The 16,672-nt window shown below is 73.6% G+C and carries 11 protein-coding genes and 3 tRNA genes; 10 read left to right on the top strand and 4 right to left on the bottom strand.

Going from position 1 to position 16,672, the window contains the following annotated elements; all coding sequences use genetic code 11:
• Nucleotides 1-39: 39 nt before the first annotated feature.
• From serA to ABD324_RS23375, 3 genes are all read left to right on the top strand, one after another.
• Nucleotides 40-1,650: a phosphoglycerate dehydrogenase gene (gene serA / locus ABD324_RS23385; RefSeq protein WP_344420912.1), complete on the top strand. Its 1,611-nt coding sequence runs from the start codon at nt 40-42 to the stop codon at nt 1,648-1,650.
• 206 nt (nt 1,651-1,856) lie between these two features.
• Complete coding sequence (locus tag ABD324_RS23380; protein ID WP_344420909.1) at nt 1,857-5,009, top strand: S8 family peptidase; 3,153 nt, start codon at nt 1,857-1,859, stop codon at nt 5,007-5,009.
• 237 nt (nt 5,010-5,246) lie between these two features.
• Nucleotides 5,247-6,299: a 3-isopropylmalate dehydrogenase gene (locus ABD324_RS23375; RefSeq protein ID WP_344420906.1), complete on the top strand. Its 1,053-nt coding sequence runs from the start codon at nt 5,247-5,249 to the stop codon at nt 6,297-6,299.
• Nucleotides 6,300-6,352: 53 nt separating this feature from the next.
• Here ABD324_RS23375 and ABD324_RS23370 read toward each other — a convergent pair whose 3' ends face one another.
• Together ABD324_RS23370 and ABD324_RS23365 are read right to left on the bottom strand one after the other, a co-directional pair.
• On the bottom strand, nt 6,353-6,667 hold the full coding sequence (locus tag ABD324_RS23370) for an EthD family reductase (RefSeq protein WP_344420903.1): 315 nt from the start codon (nt 6,665-6,667) through the stop codon (nt 6,353-6,355).
• Between the two features lie 115 nt (nt 6,668-6,782).
• The gene (locus tag ABD324_RS23365; protein WP_344420900.1) at nt 6,783-8,045 is read right to left on the bottom strand and encodes an FAD-dependent oxidoreductase; all 1,263 of its coding nucleotides are present in this window, start codon (nt 8,043-8,045) and stop codon (nt 6,783-6,785) included.
• Nucleotides 8,046-8,100: 55 nt separating this feature from the next.
• On the opposite strand from ABD324_RS23365, the gene gltX reads away from it, so the two are divergent.
• The 4 genes from gltX to ABD324_RS23345 all read left to right on the top strand — a co-directional run bounded on the left by gltX (nt 8,101) and on the right by ABD324_RS23345 (nt 9,933).
• Nucleotides 8,101-9,573, top strand: coding sequence for a glutamate--tRNA ligase (gene gltX, locus ABD324_RS23360; RefSeq protein WP_344420897.1), 1,473 nt, complete (start codon nt 8,101-8,103; stop codon nt 9,571-9,573).
• Nucleotides 9,574-9,616: 43 nt separating this feature from the next.
• A tRNA-Gln gene (locus ABD324_RS23355) sits at nt 9,617-9,688 on the top strand.
• 40 nt (nt 9,689-9,728) lie between these two features.
• Nucleotides 9,729-9,801: transfer RNA gene (locus ABD324_RS23350), tRNA-Glu, on the top strand.
• Nucleotides 9,802-9,860: 59 nt separating this feature from the next.
• Nucleotides 9,861-9,933: transfer RNA gene (locus ABD324_RS23345), tRNA-Glu, on the top strand.
• A gap of 645 nt (nt 9,934-10,578) precedes the next feature.
• Here the strand turns inward: ABD324_RS23345 and ABD324_RS23340 are convergent.
• Together ABD324_RS23340 and ABD324_RS23335 are read right to left on the bottom strand one after the other, a co-directional pair.
• Nucleotides 10,579-12,405 carry an Hsp70 family protein gene (locus tag ABD324_RS23340; RefSeq protein ID WP_344421816.1) on the bottom strand — a complete coding sequence of 609 codons (1,827 nt, stop codon included), beginning with the start codon at nt 12,403-12,405 and terminating at the stop codon, nt 10,579-10,581.
• Nucleotides 12,406-12,838: 433 nt separating this feature from the next.
• Nucleotides 12,839-13,540: an IclR family transcriptional regulator gene (locus ABD324_RS23335; RefSeq protein WP_344420894.1), complete on the bottom strand. Its 702-nt coding sequence runs from the start codon at nt 13,538-13,540 to the stop codon at nt 12,839-12,841.
• A 75-nt stretch (nt 13,541-13,615) separates the two neighbouring features.
• On the opposite strand from ABD324_RS23335, the gene leuC reads away from it, so the two are divergent.
• The 3 genes from leuC (at nt 13,616) to ABD324_RS23320 (ending at nt 16,627) form a co-directional block, all read left to right on the top strand.
• Nucleotides 13,616-15,028 carry a 3-isopropylmalate dehydratase large subunit gene (gene leuC / locus ABD324_RS23330; RefSeq protein ID WP_344420891.1) on the top strand — a complete coding sequence of 471 codons (1,413 nt, stop codon included), beginning with the start codon at nt 13,616-13,618 and terminating at the stop codon, nt 15,026-15,028.
• Nucleotides 15,028-15,618, top strand: coding sequence for a 3-isopropylmalate dehydratase small subunit (gene leuD / locus ABD324_RS23325; RefSeq protein WP_344420888.1), 591 nt, complete (start codon nt 15,028-15,030; stop codon nt 15,616-15,618). The genes leuC and leuD overlap by 1 nt, the downstream gene beginning before the upstream one ends.
• A gap of 148 nt (nt 15,619-15,766) precedes the next feature.
• Nucleotides 15,767-16,627 carry an HU family DNA-binding protein gene (locus ABD324_RS23320; protein ID WP_344420885.1) on the top strand — a complete coding sequence of 287 codons (861 nt, stop codon included), beginning with the start codon at nt 15,767-15,769 and terminating at the stop codon, nt 16,625-16,627.
• The last annotated feature ends 45 nt before the right edge of the window (nt 16,628-16,672 follow it).

Below are 16,672 nucleotides of genomic sequence, written 5' to 3'. Positions count from 1 at the left end.
CGCAGTCGTGCACGTCCAACCGTGGAGCATCGCGCCGTCGTGAGTACCGCAGCCGTTCCGACCCGTCCCGTCGTCCTGCTCGCGGAGAAGCTCGCGCCCTCCGCGGTGGAGATGTTGGGATCCGACGTCGAGATCCGCCACGTCGACGGGACGGACCGCCCCGCCCTGCTGGCGGCCATCGCCGATGCGGACGCGCTGCTCGTGCGCTCCGCCACCAAGGTCGACGCCGAGGCCCTCGCCGCGTCCACCCGGCTCAAGGTCGTGGCCCGCGCCGGCGTCGGCCTGGACAACGTGGACGTGCCCGCCGCCACCGCGCGCGGCGTGATGGTCGTCAACGCGCCGACCTCGAACATCGTTTCCGCCGCCGAGCACGCGGTCGCGCTGCTGCTGGCCACCGCGCGGCACATCCCCGCCGCGGACGCCTCGCTGCGCCAGGGGCAGTGGAAGCGCTCGCAGTACAACGGCGTGGAGCTGCAGGGCAAGACCGTCGGCGTCGTCGGCCTCGGCAAGATCGGCCAGCTGGTCGCGCAGCGGCTCGGCGCCTTCGGGGTCACCCTCGTGGCGTACGACCCGTACATCGCCCCGGCCCGCGCCGCGCAGCTCGGCATCGAGCTGCTGCCGCTGGACGACCTGCTCCGGGTCGCCGACTTCATCACCATCCACCTGCCGAAGACGCCCGAGACCCTCGGCCTCATCGGCAAGGACCAGCTGGCGCTGACCAAGCCGGGTGTGATCATCGTCAACGCCGCCCGCGGCGGGCTGGTGGACGAGGACGCGCTCGCCGAGGCGGTCCGCTCGGGTCACGTCGGCGGCGCGGGTGTGGACGTCTACGTCACCGAGCCCACCACCTCCAGCCCGCTGTTCGAGCTGGAGAACATCACCGTCACCCCGCACCTCGGCGCCTCGACGTCGGAGGCGCAGGACCGCGCGGGCACCGACGTGGCGCGCTCCGTGCAGCTCGCCCTCGCCGGCGAGTTCGTGCCGGACGCGGTGAACGTCCAGGTCGGCGGCGTGGTCGGCGAGGAGGTCCGGCCGTGGCTGCCGCTGGTGCAGAAGCTGGGCACCGTGCTCTACGCCGTGGCCGGCCGGCTGCCCACCTCGGTGACGGTGGACGTGTCCGGTGAGCTCGCCTCCGACGACGTCTCGGTGCTGTCGCTGGCGGCCCTGCGCGGCGTGTTCACCCACGTCGTGGAGGACCAGGTCACCTTCGTGAACGTGCCGTCGCTGGCCGCCGAGCGGGGTGTCAGCGTCGAGCTGACCACCGCTCCCGAGTCGGAGAACCACCGCTCGGTGGTGCAGCTGCGGGCCGCGATGCCCGACGGCGCGGCGATCACCGTCTCCGGCACGCTCACCGGCCGCGCGCAGGTCGAGAAGCTGGTCGAGGTCAACGGCCGGCACTTCGACATCCGCGCCGAGGGCGACGTGCTGCTCCTCGAGTACGCCGACCGCCCGGGCGTGATGGGCCGGGTCGGCTCGCTGCTCGGCGAGGCCGCGGTGAACATCGAGGCCGCCCAGATCAGCCAGACCACGGACGGGACCGACGCGATCATGCTGCTGCGCGTGGACCGGGCGATCGACCCGGGCGTGCTGGAGCCGATCGGCGCCTCGGTGGGCGCCACCACCACCCGCCTGATCAGCTTCGACGACTGAGCCTCGCGCTCTCCGGCGCCCCCGCGGCCTTGCCACGGGGGCGCTGTCGTGTGTCCCCGTCAGCCGCCCGGGCGGGTGGGATCGGATCACCCGATCCGGTCGCGGGTCTGATCACGCTGCGTCTGCCGATCTAGGTTTCCTTGCGCCGCACCGCGCCCGCCGGTCGGCGGAAGGGACGGTCGGTGCGAGGCTCGTGGTGGCGGAGGGTGACCGTTGCGAGTGCCGCGGCCCTGCTGGCCGGATCGCTGGTCGTCCTCGCGGCGGGCCCCGCCGCCGCGGCCACCCCGCTCCCGGCGCAGGCCGTGTTCGTGGAGTTCGACGACACCTCCGCGCTCGACGACTACTCCGCCGCCCTCCCGCTGGGCAGGCAGATCGCCGCGCAGAAGTCGGCGGAGGCCAAGGAACGGGTCGCGCAGAAGATCGCGGGCGTGCTCGGGAAGCTCCGCGGCGCCGAGGGCGAGCGTGAGCTCTACCGCACCACCAACGCCGTCCCGGGCGTCGCCGTCCGCGCCGACGCCGCCACCGCCCGCCGGCTCGCGCAGGAGCCCGGCGTCCGCTCGGTCCGCCGGATCACCAGCGCCCGCCCGTCCAACGCGAGCGCGGACCAGCTCGGCCGCACCCTGCAGACCTGGCAGGACACCGGACGTCTCGGCCGGGGGATCCGCATCGGGATCATCGACACCGGCGTGGACTACACCCACGCGGACTTCGGCGGCCCCGGCACCGTCGCGGCCTACGACGCCGCCCGCGACGGGAAGGGGACCTTCCCGACGGCGAAGGTGATCGGCGGCGTCGACCTCGCCGGGGACACCTACGACTCCGACAGCGACAACCCGGCCAGGACCACCCCGCAGCCCGACGACGATCCCCTCGACTGCCAGGGCCACGGCACCCACGTCGCCGGCACCGCGGCCGGGTACGGCGTGAACGCCGACGGCAGCACCTTCAGGGGCGACTACCACGCCCTGACGCCCGCGGCCCTCAACGCGATGTCCATCGGCCCCGGCGCCGCCCCGCAGGCCGGGATCTACGCCATCCGCGTCTTCGGCTGCTCCGGGGCCACCTCGCTCACCCCGCTCGCGCTGGACCGCGCCCTGGACCCGAACGGCGACGGCGACTTCTCCGACCGGCTCGACGTGGTCAATCTCTCGCTGGGCTCGGACTTCGCGCCCGCCGACGACCCGGTGAACGAGTTCGTGGACCGGCTGATCGACAATGGGGTGACGGTCGTCGCGGCGGCCGGGAACGGCGGCGACGTCACGGACGCCGTGGGCGCTCCCGCCACCGATCCGCGGGTGCTGGCCGTGGGCAACGTGCGGGACGCCGGCGTGCTGCTCGACGGCGCCGACGTCCTGGCCCCGGTGCCGCGCCGGGTCACCGGGCAGTACGGCGTGGACTTCTCCGGCACCCCGGACGCGACCGGGGACGTCGTGGCGTTGCCCACCGCGAACGCCGAGGGATGTGCCCCCTACTCCGACGCCGAGGGCAAGGGAGTCCGGGGCAAGATCGTCTGGCTGGAGTGGCCCACCGACGGCGACACCCGCACCTGCGGATCCACGCCGCGCGCCGACAACGCGAAGGCCGCCGGTGCCGCAGGCGTCCTGCTCACCTCGACCGGCGCGGACCCCGGCGGCGCCCAGATCGCCGGCAACGAGAGCGTCCCGATGTTCCAGCTCGACGGCGCCTCCACCGCCGCCCTGCGCCCCGCGCTCGCCGCCGGCACCCTGCGCGTGCACCTCGACGGGAAGCTCGCGCAGACCGCGTCCGTGCAGGTCCCGGGCATCGCGGACACCGTCAGCGACAGCAGCGCCCGCGGTGGCCGCGGCCCCGGCGTGAAGCCGGACGTGATGGCGCCGGGGGAGTCGATCGTGTCCGCGGCGGTCGGCACCGGGACCGGCCGGGCCAGCAAGACGGGGACCTCGATGGCGAGCCCGTTCGTCGCGGGCGTCGCCGCGCTGGTGCGCGAGACCCATCCGGACTGGACCCCGGACGAGGTCAAGACCGCGATCGTGAACACCGCGGACGGCGACGTCCGGTCAGCACAGGGCGGCCCGCTGCTCGCCCCGATGCGCGGCGGGTCCGGGCGGGTGGACGCCCGCGCGGCCGTCTCCACCACCGCGCTCGCCGGGGACTCGGCGGTGCCCGGCACCGTCGGCGTCGCGTTCGGCGCGGTGGAGGTGCCCGCCGGGAAGACCGTCACGCAGCGTCGCGCCGTGACCGTGCAGGGCAGCGGCACGCTCTCGGCCACGTACGAGCCGATCACCGCCATGCCCGGCGTCACCATCGCGGTGTCGCCGGCATCGGTGCAGGTCGAACCCGGTTCGCGGGCCACGGTCACCGTGACGCTGACCGCCGACTCCGCTGCGCTGCGCCGCACCGCGGACCCGACGATGGCGCTCACCCAGGGTGGTCGCGCCCGTCAGTACCTGGCGGACGCCTCGGGCCGGATCGTCCTCACCCCGGCCACCGGACCGGCCCTGCGGGTGCCGGTGACCTCGGCGCCCAAGCCCGTCTCCGCGCTGACCGCCGGAGTGCAAGGGAACGAGGTCGTGCTCGGCGGGACCGGGGTGGACCAGGGCGCCGGGGCCCAGGCCTACCGCTCCCGCGCCGGGGTGTTCCGGCTGCTCGCGACCAGCCCGCAGCAGCCGCGGTGCGCGGCCGGGATCGTCGCCGGCTGCGTGACGGGGGAGACCGGCACGGGTGGCGACGTCCGGTGGGTCGGCGCCGCGCGCTCCGGCGACACCATCGGCATCGCCCTCTCGATGTGGGGTCCGCTCCCGGACGTCGGCGCGACGACCGTGCCCACCGTGGGCTTCGACACGAACGGCGACGGGCGGCCGGACCGGGCCGTCGGGCTCGTGAAGCTGCCGGACTCCGACGTCCTGGTCGCGCGGCTCGTCGACCTCGCGAAGCACACCGCGGACGGGTTCGCCGAGATCGACACCCAGCCGGTGAACGGCGACGAGGGCGACACGGACACCACCGTCTTCGACACCGACACGTGGGTGCTGCCGGTGCGGCTGTCGGCACTCGGGATCCCGCCGACCGCGACGGCGGCGCCGCTGCGGATGCAGGTGGTCGTCGAGGGGGACTACGGGCCCATGGACGTCGCCGACCCGACGGCGCCTCCGCGCGCCCCGGTCGACACCGTCGTCGTCCCGGCCGCGTGGGACCCGCTCGCCGAGCCCACCGGCACCGGCCCGCTGCTGCGACCGGCCGATCCCGGCACCCGCCTCCCGGCCCCCTCCGGGCCGCTGATGGTCGTCCTCCCGCAGAACCCGGTCGGCCACCACGTGGTGACGCCGGACGGCCCTGCGGCAGCTGCATCGAACAGTCCAGGAGGTAGGCCGAACGGGTGAGGAGCCGCTCGGCGGGCGGGACCCGCCGTCGGGCGATGCAGGTGGGAGGCGCACAATTCGACCCACTCGGGGGTGTGTCGGGCGCCGGATCGGCTCTCGTCGGCACGAGTTCACCGTCCCGGGTGACCCCGATGGGGTGGAGGGCGGAGATCGCCCGCCGCTGCAGCGGGTAGCGTTCGATCGCCGCTCGGTCACCAGAATGCGACCGGGCCGTATCGAGAGAGGATCTATCGCAGCATGCGCCTTGCGGTCATTCCCGGCGACGGCATCGGGCCGGAGGTCATCGACGAGGCCCTGAAGGTCCTCACCGAGGTCTCGCCGGACGTCCAGACGACGACCTACGACCTGGGCGCCGCCCGGTGGCACTCCACCGGTGAGCTGCTCCCCGAGTCCGTGCTCACCGAGCTGCAGCAGCACGACGCGATCCTCCTCGGCGCGGTCGGCGACCCGTCGGTGCCCAGCGGCATCCTGGAGCGCGGCCTGCTGCTGCGCCTGCGCTTCGAGCTCGACCACCACGTGAACCTGCGCCCCGCGCGGCTCTACCCGGGTGTCCGCGGCCCGCTCTCCGGCAATCCCGAGATCGACCTGGTGGTCGTGCGCGAGGGCACCGAGGGGCCGTACGTCGGCACCGGCGGCCTGCTCCGCAAGGACACCCCGCACGAGATCGCCACCGAGGTCAGCCAGAACACCGCGTTCGGCATCGACCGCGTGGTGCGGGACGCGTTCGCCCGGGCCGAGCGCCGCCCGCGCAAGCACCTCACGCTCGTCCACAAGACGAACGTGCTGACCTTCGCCGGCGCCCTGTGGTCGCGGATCGTGGAGGAGGTGTCGCTGGAGCACCCGGACGTCTCGGTCGCGTACCAGCACGTGGACGCCACCACGATCCACCTGGTCACGGACCCGGGCCGGTTCGACGTGATCGTCACGGACAACCTGTTCGGCGACATCCTCACCGACCTCGCCGCGGCCGTCACCGGCGGCATCGGGCTCGCGGCCAGCGGCAACATCGACGCGAGCGGCGCCAACCCGAGCATGTTCGAGCCGGTCCACGGCTCTGCGCCGGACATTGCGGGCCAGGGCATCGCGGACCCGACCGCCGCGGTGCTGTCCGTGGCGCTGCTGCTCGACCACGTCGGCCAGCGGGACGCGGCCCGCCGGATCGAGGCCGCCGTGGCGTTCGACCTGGCCACCCGGGACCACAGCGCCACCGGGCACACCCAGGCGATCGGCGACCGGCTCGCCGCGCTGGTCTCCAGCCACGACGCGACCCCGGCCAGCAGCGAGTCCTGACGCACCATCGACGAGCAACGGCCCGGGTCACCGACCCGGGCCGTTCTCGTGCGTCAGACGACCTGCTCGACCCCGCCGACGAGGATCGTGGTCCCCGCCTGGGCGAAGTTGGCGAGATCGGCGTTGCCCGCCTTGCCCTCCGGGCTGCCCATCGCGGCCTGCATCGCCGCCGGCGAGGGCCAGACGAGCGTCGCGATCAGGTGGTACTCGGGCGCCGCACCGTCGGCGCCGGGACCGGGCCGGACGACCGTGTAGGACTGCAGGTCGGGCATCGTCGAGGCCAGCGGGGCGTGGACCTCGTCGTAGTGCTTGTCGAACGCGGCCTTGTCGGCCGGCTGGTGGTACAGGACGGTCAGCGAGACGGACACGCTTCCTCCGGGGCTCCGCCGCGGCACACCGGTGTCCCGCGGTCCCTCCCATCATGGCGCGGGTCGCCTACCGAACGACCGTCTTCCCACCATCTGGGCCGGCGTCAGATGCTCCCTAGCCGACCCGCTCGCGCGCCGCGGCCGGGCGGCGGGCCCAGGCCGGCGCGTGCTCCGGGAACAGCCCCAGCCCGAACACCCGGGCCGGGACGACGCGCAGGCGCGGATGCCGCTGCACGAACCGGACGGCGCGGGGCAGCTCGGTGGCCGGGGTGCGCGGGGCGTCCGGGTCGAACGCCAGGTTGCCCAGCAGGACCCGGTGCGCGAGCCGCTGCACGGTCTGGATGACGGCCGTGGGCAGCCAGCGCCGCAGCTGGACCCGGGCGAGCCGGGCCGGTGAGGCCTCGCCCCCGCTCAGGGCCGGGCCGAGGATCCGGGCGGTCGCGACGGCGTCCGCCACCGCGAGGTTGATCCCCACCCCGCCGACCGGGGACATCGCGTGCGCGGCGTCGCCGATGCACAGCACCCCGGCCCGCGACCAAAGCCGCAACCGGTCCAGCCGGACGTCGAGCATCGAGACGTCGGCCCACGAGGTCAGGGTGCCCACCCGATCGGCGGTCCACGGGATCAGCCGGACCATCCGCCGGCGCAGGGTGTCGATCCCCGAGGCGCGCAGCGGGCCGTCGCCACCCTTGCGGATCAGGTAGCCGCACTGCCAGTAGTCGCCGCGGTCGATCATCACGGCGAAGTGGCCCGTGGTGAACCGGCCCAGGCCGCCCACCGGGTCGCCCTCCTCGCGGGGCAGCCGGAACCACTCGACGTCGATCGGCACCCCGAACTCGCGGCTGCGCAGGCCGGACTCGGCGCGGACCCGCGAATGCCGGCCGTCGCACCCGACGGTGAGCGTGGCCGCCAGCTCGTGCTCCGCGCCGGTGACCCGGTCGCGCCAGCGGACCCCGGTGACCCGGTCGTTCTCCCGGAGCAGGCCGGTGACCTCGGCGTTGCGGATCAGCCGGAAGGTCGGCTCCTCCTCGGCGGCCGCGGCGAGCATGTCCAGGAAGTCCCACTGGGGGACGAGCGCGATGTACGGGTGCGGGACCTTCAGGAGCTGGAAGTCCCCGATCTGGACGGTCCCGCCGTCGAGCATCGCTGCGACCGAGGACATCTTGCGGTGGGGGACCTGCTCGAACCGCTCGCCGAGGCCCAGCTCGTCGAGCAGGCCGAGGGTCGAGGGGTGCACGGTGTCGCCCCGGAAGTCTCGCAGGAAGTCCGCGTGCTTCTCCAGCACGGTGACCTCGACGCCCGCTCGGGCCAGCAGCAACCCGAGCACCATTCCGGCAGGTCCACCACCTGCCACGCAGACGCGCGTCTTATTCATCATGCGTTGAAATGTACTCCGCGGGGGCGCTGAGCACCAGGGTTAGGCTGGCGCCACCATGAGTACCGTTCGCGTCCGCTTCTGCCCGTCGCCCACCGGGACCCCGCACGTGGGGCTCGTCCGCACCGCCCTGTTCAACTGGGCGCACGCCCGCCACACCGGTGGCGACTTCGTGTTCCGCATCGAGGACACGGACGCCCAGCGCGACAGCGCCGAGAGCTACGCGGCGATCCTCGACGCGCTGCGCTGGCTCGGCCTCGACTGGGACGAGGGCCCCGAGAAGGGCGGCCCGCACGGCCCGTACCGGCAGAGCGAGCGCGGCGACCTGTACCGGGACGCGCTCGACCGGCTCGTGGCGGCGGGCGAGGTGTACGAGTCGTTCTCGTCGGCGCAGGAGATCGAGGAGCGGCACAAGGCGGCCGGCCGCGACCCGAAGCTGGGCTACGACAACGCGGACCGCGCGTTGACCGCCGAGCAGGTCGAGGCCTTCCGGGCCGAGGGACGCAAGCCCGTCTACCGGCTGCGGATGCCCGACCGGGACATCACGTTCACGGACCTCGTGCGCGGCGACGTCACGTTCAAGGCCGGGCTGGTCCCGGACTTCGTGCTCGCCCGCGGCGACGGCACCCCGCTCTACCCCCTGACCAACCCCCTCGACGACGCGCTGATGGGCATCACGCACGTCCTGCGCGGCGAGGACCTGCTCAGCTCCACCCCGCGGCAGATCGCGCTGCTCGAGGCGCTGCAGCGCGTCGGGATCGGCGCGGGGCCGCTCGTGTACGGGCACCTGCCGCTGGTCACGGGGGAGGGGAACCGCAAGCTCTCCAAGCGGGACCCGGAGTCGAACCTCTTCCACTACCGCGAGCGCGGCTTCGTCCCCGAGGGGCTGCTCAACTACCTCGCGCTGCTCGGCTGGTCGATCGCCGAGGACCGGGACGTCTTCTCGCTCGACGAGATGGTGGCGGCGTTCGACGTCACACGCGTGTCGTCGAACACGGCCCGCTTCGACATCAAGAAGGCCGAGGCGATCAATGCCGCGCACCTGCGGGCGCTCGATCCCGCGGACTTCGCGGCGCGCGTGATCCCGTACCTCGCCGCCCTCGGCGTGACCGTCGAGGCGGACGACCCGGTGCTGGTCGCGGCCGCGCCGCTGGTCCAGGAGCGGTCCGTGGTGCTCTCGGACGCCGCCCGGATGCTGCACTTCCTGTTCGTGTCCGACGCGGACTTCGCGATCGACCCGGACGCCGCCGCCAAGAACCTGGGTGCGGACGCCGGACCGGTCCTCGAGGCCGCCGTCAAGGGCCTCACCGAGCTTCCCGAGTGGACGACGGCGGCGATCGAGGAGTCCCTCAAGGCGTCCCTCGTGGAGGGCCTGGGTCTCAAGCCGCGGAAGGCCTTCGGACCCGTGCGCGTGGCCATCAGCGGCCGCACCGTATCCCCGCCGCTGTACGAGAGCATGGAACTGCTGGGGCGGGAGCGCTCGATGGCGCGACTGGGGGGTGCCGTTCAGGTCGCCGAAGGCGTGGTCTAGAGTCTTCTCTGCGAGGGACGCCGGGCCTGCCCGGATGTCTCCTTGGGGTATGGTGTAATTGGCAGCACGACTGATTCTGGTTCAGTTAGTCTAGGTTCGAGTCCTGGTACCCCAGCGGAAACACTCGTTGTTTCCTGTGACCTCACGGTCAGTCCGGCCCCGTCGTCTAGCGGCCTAGGACGCCGCCCTCTCAAGGCGGTAGCGCGGGTTCAAATCCCGTCGGGGCTACTCGAGGGTCCTCGTTCGCGAGGATCGTCGCAGGTGAGACAGCAGTACAGCGTGTTCGAGGTCCCGTCGTCTAGCGGCCTAGGACGCCGCCCTCTCAAGGCGGTAGCGCGGGTTCAAATCCCGTCGGGACTACTCGCGAAATCCCCGCCCCGGTTCGCCCCGGGCGGGGATTCTGCATTTCCGGTGCCGATTCGGAATCGGGGCGGGGAGACGCTCCTCACCATTCGGCGGCGTTCCCGGAAATGGTTCGAACGGTGGGGGTAGTCGATCCCACGCCATCGGGGGCGGCCGCGACAGCCCGGCGCAGCGGGGCGCCACCGGCCGGGTCCCGGTGTGGCTCGCGAACGGGGATGATCGCCGTCCGGGTGCTCTCAGGCAGCGCCGCGTGTGTGAGCGCACTCGAACGCTGATCACCGGCCGTGCGGGGCCCGGCTGCTGCGGCGGTGCTGTCGGTTCGGCCTGCGCGGCGGCGTGGTGCAGTGTGGTCGGCCGAGGTGGCCGGGGCGGCGGCAGCGTGATCGTCGTTCGGGTGCGCTGAGGCATGTGCCGGGTGCGTGAGTGCACACAGACGCCGATCACGTCTCCTACCCGCCGCCGAAGCAGGGAGTGGGCCGGCGGGCGTGTGGGAGCCGGCCCCAGCACGAGCATGATCGCCGGGAGTGCGGGAGAACGGCCGTGAGGGGCCGAGAACGCGCACTCCCGGCGATCATGGTGCTGGGCGACCTCAGGCGCGGGAAACGCGCGAGCTTCTCCACCGGCCTCGCGGACCGACGCGGGCTACTTCGGCGGCGGTGCAGCCGTCGTAGTCGTGGTGGTCGTGGTGGTGGTCGTCGTTGTCGTGGTCGGCGTCGTGGTGGTCGTCGTCGGCTTCGTCGTGGTGGTGGTCGGCGGGGGTGCCGTCGTTGTCGTCACCACCGGGGGCGGGACCGCTTGGGTGGTCGTGGTCGTCCTCGGCCGCGTGGTGGAGCGGGTGGTGGGGTCCTGCTCCTCCTTGGTCGGGTCCAGGGTGGCGACCGGGGCGCTCGAGTCCGTGGGGGCCGGGGCGATCGCCGTGGTGTCGACCCTCGTCGTGGCGTTGCCCACAGGGGTCGACGACGGCCAGAACACCACGGTGCCGACCACCGCGAGGGCGGCGACCAGGCCGCCGGCGCTGATCATGACCAGGGGGGAGCGGCCGCGGGACGGTTCGTGCTCGTAGTCCGCGAAGGAGACGTCGTTCCCCGCGCCGAGTCCGCCGAGGGCGGGCCGCGACGGTGCCTCGGTGAGCCGGGTCGGGCCGTCGGCGGGGAAGGAGTCCGTGACCGCGTCCGAGTTCTGGCCCGAGTAGAGGCCGTAGGTCGGGTCCCCGTACGGGTCCTGGCCACCGGGCGTCGCCGCGCCGTCGTTGCCGACCGGGGCGGGACCCCAGCCGCCGCCCTCGTAGGCAGCCGCACCGACTCCCGCCGCCCCCATGCCCGCCGCCCCCATGCCCGCGGCACCGAACGCCACCCCGGCCGCGCCACCGCCGGCTGCCGGGTACGAGCCCGTCGCGCCCGGGAGCGTCTGCGGCTGGAAGGCCAGCACCGCGCCCTTCGCGATGGCGTTCTTGGGGTCGGTGTCGACGGCGACCGGGCGCCCGAGCTGCTCCGACACCAGCTGCGCCACGAGCGGGATCCGCGAGGACCCGCCGACCAGCAGCACCGCCGTGAGCCGCTCCGGCTCCGTGCCCGCCGACTCGACGGCCCGCCGCAGCGCGTCGACCGAGTCGGCGATGGAGCCGCCGATGGCCTCCTCGAACTCGCTGCGGTGCAGCCGCACCGAGCCGCGGAAGGCCGGCAGCAGGACCGGGATGGTGACCTCGGTGTCCGCGGAGAGCGCCTCCTTGGCCTCCGTGCACTCCCGGCGCAGCCGCTGCACGGCGGCGAGCGCGGCGGGATCGGTCTCGTCGAGCGACTCGAACGCCTCGGGCACGCCGGCCACGACGTGGTCGAACACGACCTGGTCGAAGTCCACGCCGCCGAGGTGCTCGAGGCCCTCGGGGCGGCCGAGCAGGCCGAAGCCGCCGTCCTTGCGCACGACCGCGGCGTCGAACGTGCCGCCGCCGAGGTCGTACACGGCGATCGTGGAGCCGCTGGGGATCCGCTCGGCCGCCGCGTAGTGCAGCGCCGCGGCCTGGGGCTCCGCCAGGAACGTGACGGTGAGGCCCTGCTCGAGCAGCGCGTCTGCCATCAGCTCCTGCTTGTGCCGGCCCCAGGACGCCGGGTGCGTGACGGCGATCCGGTCCGCGGGCCCGCCCTGCAGCGCGGCCACCCGGTCGACCACCCACCGGGTGAGCAGGGCGCACAGCTTCTCCGCGGGCCAGGCCAGACCGCCGACGACCACCGGGGTGGAGTCGCCGACGCGGCGCTTGAACTCGCGGACCACACGGTCCGGATCGGTCACGGCGCGGCGCTCGGCGGCCTCACCCACGAGGACCTCGCCGTCCGCGCCGATGAACAGCACGGACGGGACGTCCAGCGAGCGATCGCCGAGCGAGACCATCTCGGGGGCACCGGGCCGGTCCGGGTGGGACACGGCCGCGGCGGTCCGCGTCGTGCCCACGTCGATACCGAGCAGGTAGGTCATCGTCACCCGTCTTCGTTTACGTCGGCGCGGGAAGCTGGGGAGCGGTGCGCCGCTTGTCGTGTCCATCGACCGGTTTCGAGATCACGTTAGCGTTACGCCCGTAGTCCGTTCGGGTGGGGGCACCCCGGCTGCGCCACCTGGCGCAGCCGGCCTCTCGGTGACGCTCGGTGCGAGGCCCGGCCGGGAGCGGCGCGCGCCCGCACAGCATCCCATCTGCGCCGACGCCCGGGATCCTGACACCACGGGCCTCGAACCCGGACCACCACTGTGGGTGACACCGTCCACCCCCCGCGAGTCGGCACTTCTCGGAGCCCGAAACCCACGCCGACGACGTCGCAGATGTGTGTTTCGGCCTCCCGAAGGTGCCGACTCGCGGGACAGGAAGTGACGGTTCGCGGGGCAGAAGGGGCGGCTCGCGGGCCGGCGGTGGGGTTCAGAGGCGGTTCTGGAGGGCCTCGGCGGCGGCGAGGAGGTCGGCGGCCCAGCGGACGCCGGGGCGGCGGCCGATGCGGTCCACGGGGCCCGAGACCGAGACCGCGGCCACGACCTGGCCGCCGGAGTCCCGGACGGGGGCGGAGACGCTCGCCACGCCCGTCTCCCGTTCGGCGACGGACTGGGCCCAGCCGCGGCGCCGGACGTCGACCAGGACGCGTTCGGTGAAGGTGGCGTTGGGCAGCACCGCGCGCTGGGTGGCCGGGTCCGCCCAGGCGGCGAGGACCTTGGCGCCGGAGCCCGCCGTCATCGGCATCCGGGTGCCGACGGGCACGGTGTCCCGCAGCCCGGACGACGGCTCCGCGGAGGCGATGCAGACGCGGTGCATGCCGTCGCGGCGGTAGAGCTGCACGCTCTCGCCGGTGATGTCGCGCAGCCGCGGGAGCACCGCCCCGGCCGCCTCGAGCAGCGGGTCCGCGTGCCCGCCCGCGAGCTCGGCGAGCGTCGGCCCCGGTCGCCAGCGCCCGTCCGGGCCGCGACGCAGCAGACCGTGCACCTCCAGCCCGACCGCGAGCCGGTGCGCCGTGGCGCGGGGCAGACCGGTGGCCTCGCAGAGCTCCGCGAGCCCCATGGGTTCGTCGGCCGCCGCACGCAGTACACCCACGGCCTTGTCGAGCACGCCGATCCCGCTAGACTGTCTCACGTCTCGATACTTTAGTCCCATACTCTGGGAAATCCACCACCGGGACGTTCAGCTCACACGAAGGAGGCGGCAGCGGTGGGACGCACGCTGGCCGAGAAGGTCTGGGACCAGCACCTGGTCCGCAAGGGCGAGGGCTCGGAACCCGACCTGCTCTACATCGACCTGCACCTCGTGCACGAGGTGACGAGCCCCCAGGCGTTCGACGGGCTCCGGCTCGCCGGTCGCCCGGTCCGCCGCACCGACCTCACGATCGCGACCGAGGACCACAACGTCCCCACGCTCGACGTCCTCGCGCCGATCGCGGATCCCGTGTCGCGCACGCAGGTCGAGACGCTGCGCCGCAACTGCGCGGAGTTCGGGGTCCGGCTGTTCCCGATGAACGATCCCGAGCAGGGCATCGTGCACGTCGTCGGGCCGCAGCTGGGGCTCACCCAGCCGGGCACCACCGTCGTCTGCGGGGACTCGCACACCTCCACCCACGGCGCGTTCGGCGCCATGGCGTTCGGCATCGGTACCTCCGAGGTCGAGCACGTGCTCGCCACCCAGACGTTGCCGCTCAAGCCCTTCCGCACCATGGCGATCAACGTCAACTCGGCGGACGGGTCGCTGCGCCCGGGCGTCACGAGCAAGGACGTCGTGCTCGCGATCATCGCGCAGATCGGCACCGGCGGCGGGCAGGGCTACGTGCTCGAGTACCGCGGCAACGTCATCGACGCCCTGTCGATGGAGGCGCGGATGACGATCTGCAACATGTCCATCGAGGCGGGCGCGCGCGCCGGCATGATCGCCCCGGACGAGACCACGTTCGCGTACCTGGAGGGCCGCGACCACGCGCCGAAGGGCGCCGAGTGGGACGCGGCGGTGGAGGCCTGGCGCGAGCTGCGCACGGACGACGACGCCGTGTTCGACGCCGAGGTGGACGTCGACGGGGATGCGTTGACCCCCTTCGTCACCTGGGGCACCAACCCGGGCCAGGGCCTGCCGCTCTCGGCGGACGTGCCGGACCCGGCGACGATCGTCGAGGAGAACGAGCGGGTCGCCGCCGAGCGGGCGCTGGAGTACATGGGCCTTCAGGCCGGGCAGCCGCTGCGCTCGGTGAAGGTCGACACCGTGTTCGTCGGCTCGTGCACCAACGGCCGCATCGAGGACCTGCGGGCCACCGCCGAGGTCCTGGGCGGGCGCAAGGTCGCCGACGGCGTGCGGATGCTCGTCGTGCCCGGCTCGATGCGGGTGCGCTTCCAGGCCGAGGAGGAGGGTCTGGACAAGGTCTTCACCGACGCCGGCGCCGAGTGGCGCTCCGCGGGCTGCTCGATGTGCCTGGGCATGAACCCGGACCAGATCGCCCCGGGCGAGCGCAGCGCGTCGACGTCGAACCGCAACTTCGAGGGCCGCCAGGGCAAGGGCGGCCGCACCCACCTGGTCTCGCCGCTCGTCGCGGCCGCCACCGCCGTGCGCGGGACCCTGAGCAGCCCGGAGGACCTGGACTGATGGACAAGTTCAGCTCGCACACCGGCATCGGCGTCCCGCTGCGCCGGTCCAACGTGGACACGGACCAGATCATCCCCGCCGTGTACCTCAAGCGGGTCACCCGGACCGGGTTCGAGGACGGGCTGTTCTCGGCCTGGCGCGGCGACGAGTCGTTCATCCTCAACCAGCCGCCGTTCGACCGCGGCTCGGTGCTGGTGGCCGGACCGGACTTCGGCACCGGCTCCTCCCGCGAGCACGCGGTGTGGGCGTTGATGGACTACGGCTTCCGCGTGGTGATCTCCGCGCGGTTCGCGGACATCTTCCGGGGCAACTCGGCGAAGGCCGGTCTGGTGGCCGCGCAGGTGGCCCAGCCGGACGTCGAGCTGCTGTGGAAGCTGCTCGAGAACGAGCCCGGCACGGAGGTCACCGTGGACCTCACCGAGAAGACGGTGCAGGCCAAGGATCTGACCCTGCGCTTCGACATCGACGACTACATCCGCTGGCGCCTGCTCGAGGGACTCGACGACATCGGGCTCACCTTGCGCCATGCGGCACAGATCGACGCCTTCGAGGCCTCCCGGCCCTCGCACAAGCCCGTCACGACGCTCTGACCTGGCGATTCGTTGCCGAAACGGCGGCCCGCGGAGATCCTCTCCGCGGGCCGTTCGTCTGGGCGTTGGTCTTTCCCCTTGGGCCACAAGGACATTTCCGGGTGTTCCCTCTGGCGCAACGGAGTTCGAGGCTCTACGGTGCGTGGCCATGAACAAGACCCAGCTGGTGGAAGCCCTGGCGGAGCGCATCGGTGACAAGCGAACCGCGGCGTCCGCAGTGGACGGTGTCCTGGACATCATCGTCGACGCGGTCGGATCGGGCGGTTCGGTGACGCTCACGGGCTTCGGGGTGTTCGAGCCCCGTGCCCGTGCGCCGCGGGTCGCGCGCAACCCGCGGACCGGCGAGAGCGTGGCCGTCCCGGCCACCACGGTGCCCGCGTTCCGTCCCGGCACCGCGTTCAAGACGACGGTGAGCGGCAGCGGCAGCTCGTCCGGCCCGAAGCGCGGCACCCGCCGCGCGGCGGCCGGCGGGACCACCGCCTCGCGCACCCGGCGCTCGACCGCGGCGCGTTCCACGGCGTCGTTCTCGGGCGAGGAGGCCGCCGCTCCGGCGCGCCGCACCCGCACGACCGCGGCGCGGTCCACGGCGGCGAAGGCGCCCGCCAAGTCCACGACGACCCGCGGCACGGCGAAGGCCGCTGCCGGCACCACGACCACCCGGACCACCCGCAGCACGGCCACGAAGACGGCCGCGCCCAAGGCGGCCACGACCCGGTCCACCGCGGCGAAGACCACCGCGGCGAAGGCGGCTCCCGCCAAGGCCACCACCACCCGGACCGCGGCCGCGAAGACCACCGCCGCCAAGGCCGCCCCGGCCAAGGCGACCACCGCCAAGACCACGGCGGCGAAGACCACGGCGGCCAAGGCGGCTCCGGCGAAGGCGGCCGCGGCCACCAAGACGGCCGCCGCCAAGCCCGCCGCCGCGGCGGCCAAGGCGAAGCCCGCCGCCAAGAAGGCCCCGGCGGCCAAGGCGGCCCCGGCCGCCAAGAAGGCCAAGGCCAAGAAGTAACCCCACCCGTCCACCCGACGCGCCCGGAGCCCGAGGCTCCGGGCG

Origin of the sequence: Pseudonocardia ailaonensis, assembly GCF_039531635.1 — a bacterium.
GTDB lineage: Bacteria > Actinomycetota > Actinomycetes > Mycobacteriales > Pseudonocardiaceae > Pseudonocardia > Pseudonocardia ailaonensis.
The sequence above is the reverse complement of the archived record's forward strand: the minus strand, read 5'-3'. Positions and strand labels throughout refer to the sequence as shown.

Excerpts from the sequence above, each read along its gene's own strand:
- ABD324_RS23375 (WP_344420906.1), top strand. The coding sequence starts at position 5,247 with ATGCGCCTTGCGGTCATTCCCGGCGACGGCATCGGGCCGGAGGTCATC.
- ABD324_RS23365 (WP_344420900.1), bottom strand. The coding sequence starts at position 8,045 with ATGATGAATAAGACGCGCGTCTGCGTGGCAGGTGGTGGACCTGCCGGA.
- gltX (WP_344420897.1), top strand. The coding sequence starts at position 8,101 with ATGAGTACCGTTCGCGTCCGCTTCTGCCCGTCGCCCACCGGGACCCCG.
- ABD324_RS23340 (WP_344421816.1), bottom strand. The coding sequence starts at position 12,405 with ATGACCTACCTGCTCGGTATCGACGTGGGCACGACGCGGACCGCCGCG.
- leuD (WP_344420888.1), top strand. The coding sequence starts at position 15,028 with ATGGACAAGTTCAGCTCGCACACCGGCATCGGCGTCCCGCTGCGCCGG.
- ABD324_RS23320 (WP_344420885.1), top strand. The coding sequence starts at position 15,767 with ATGAACAAGACCCAGCTGGTGGAAGCCCTGGCGGAGCGCATCGGTGAC.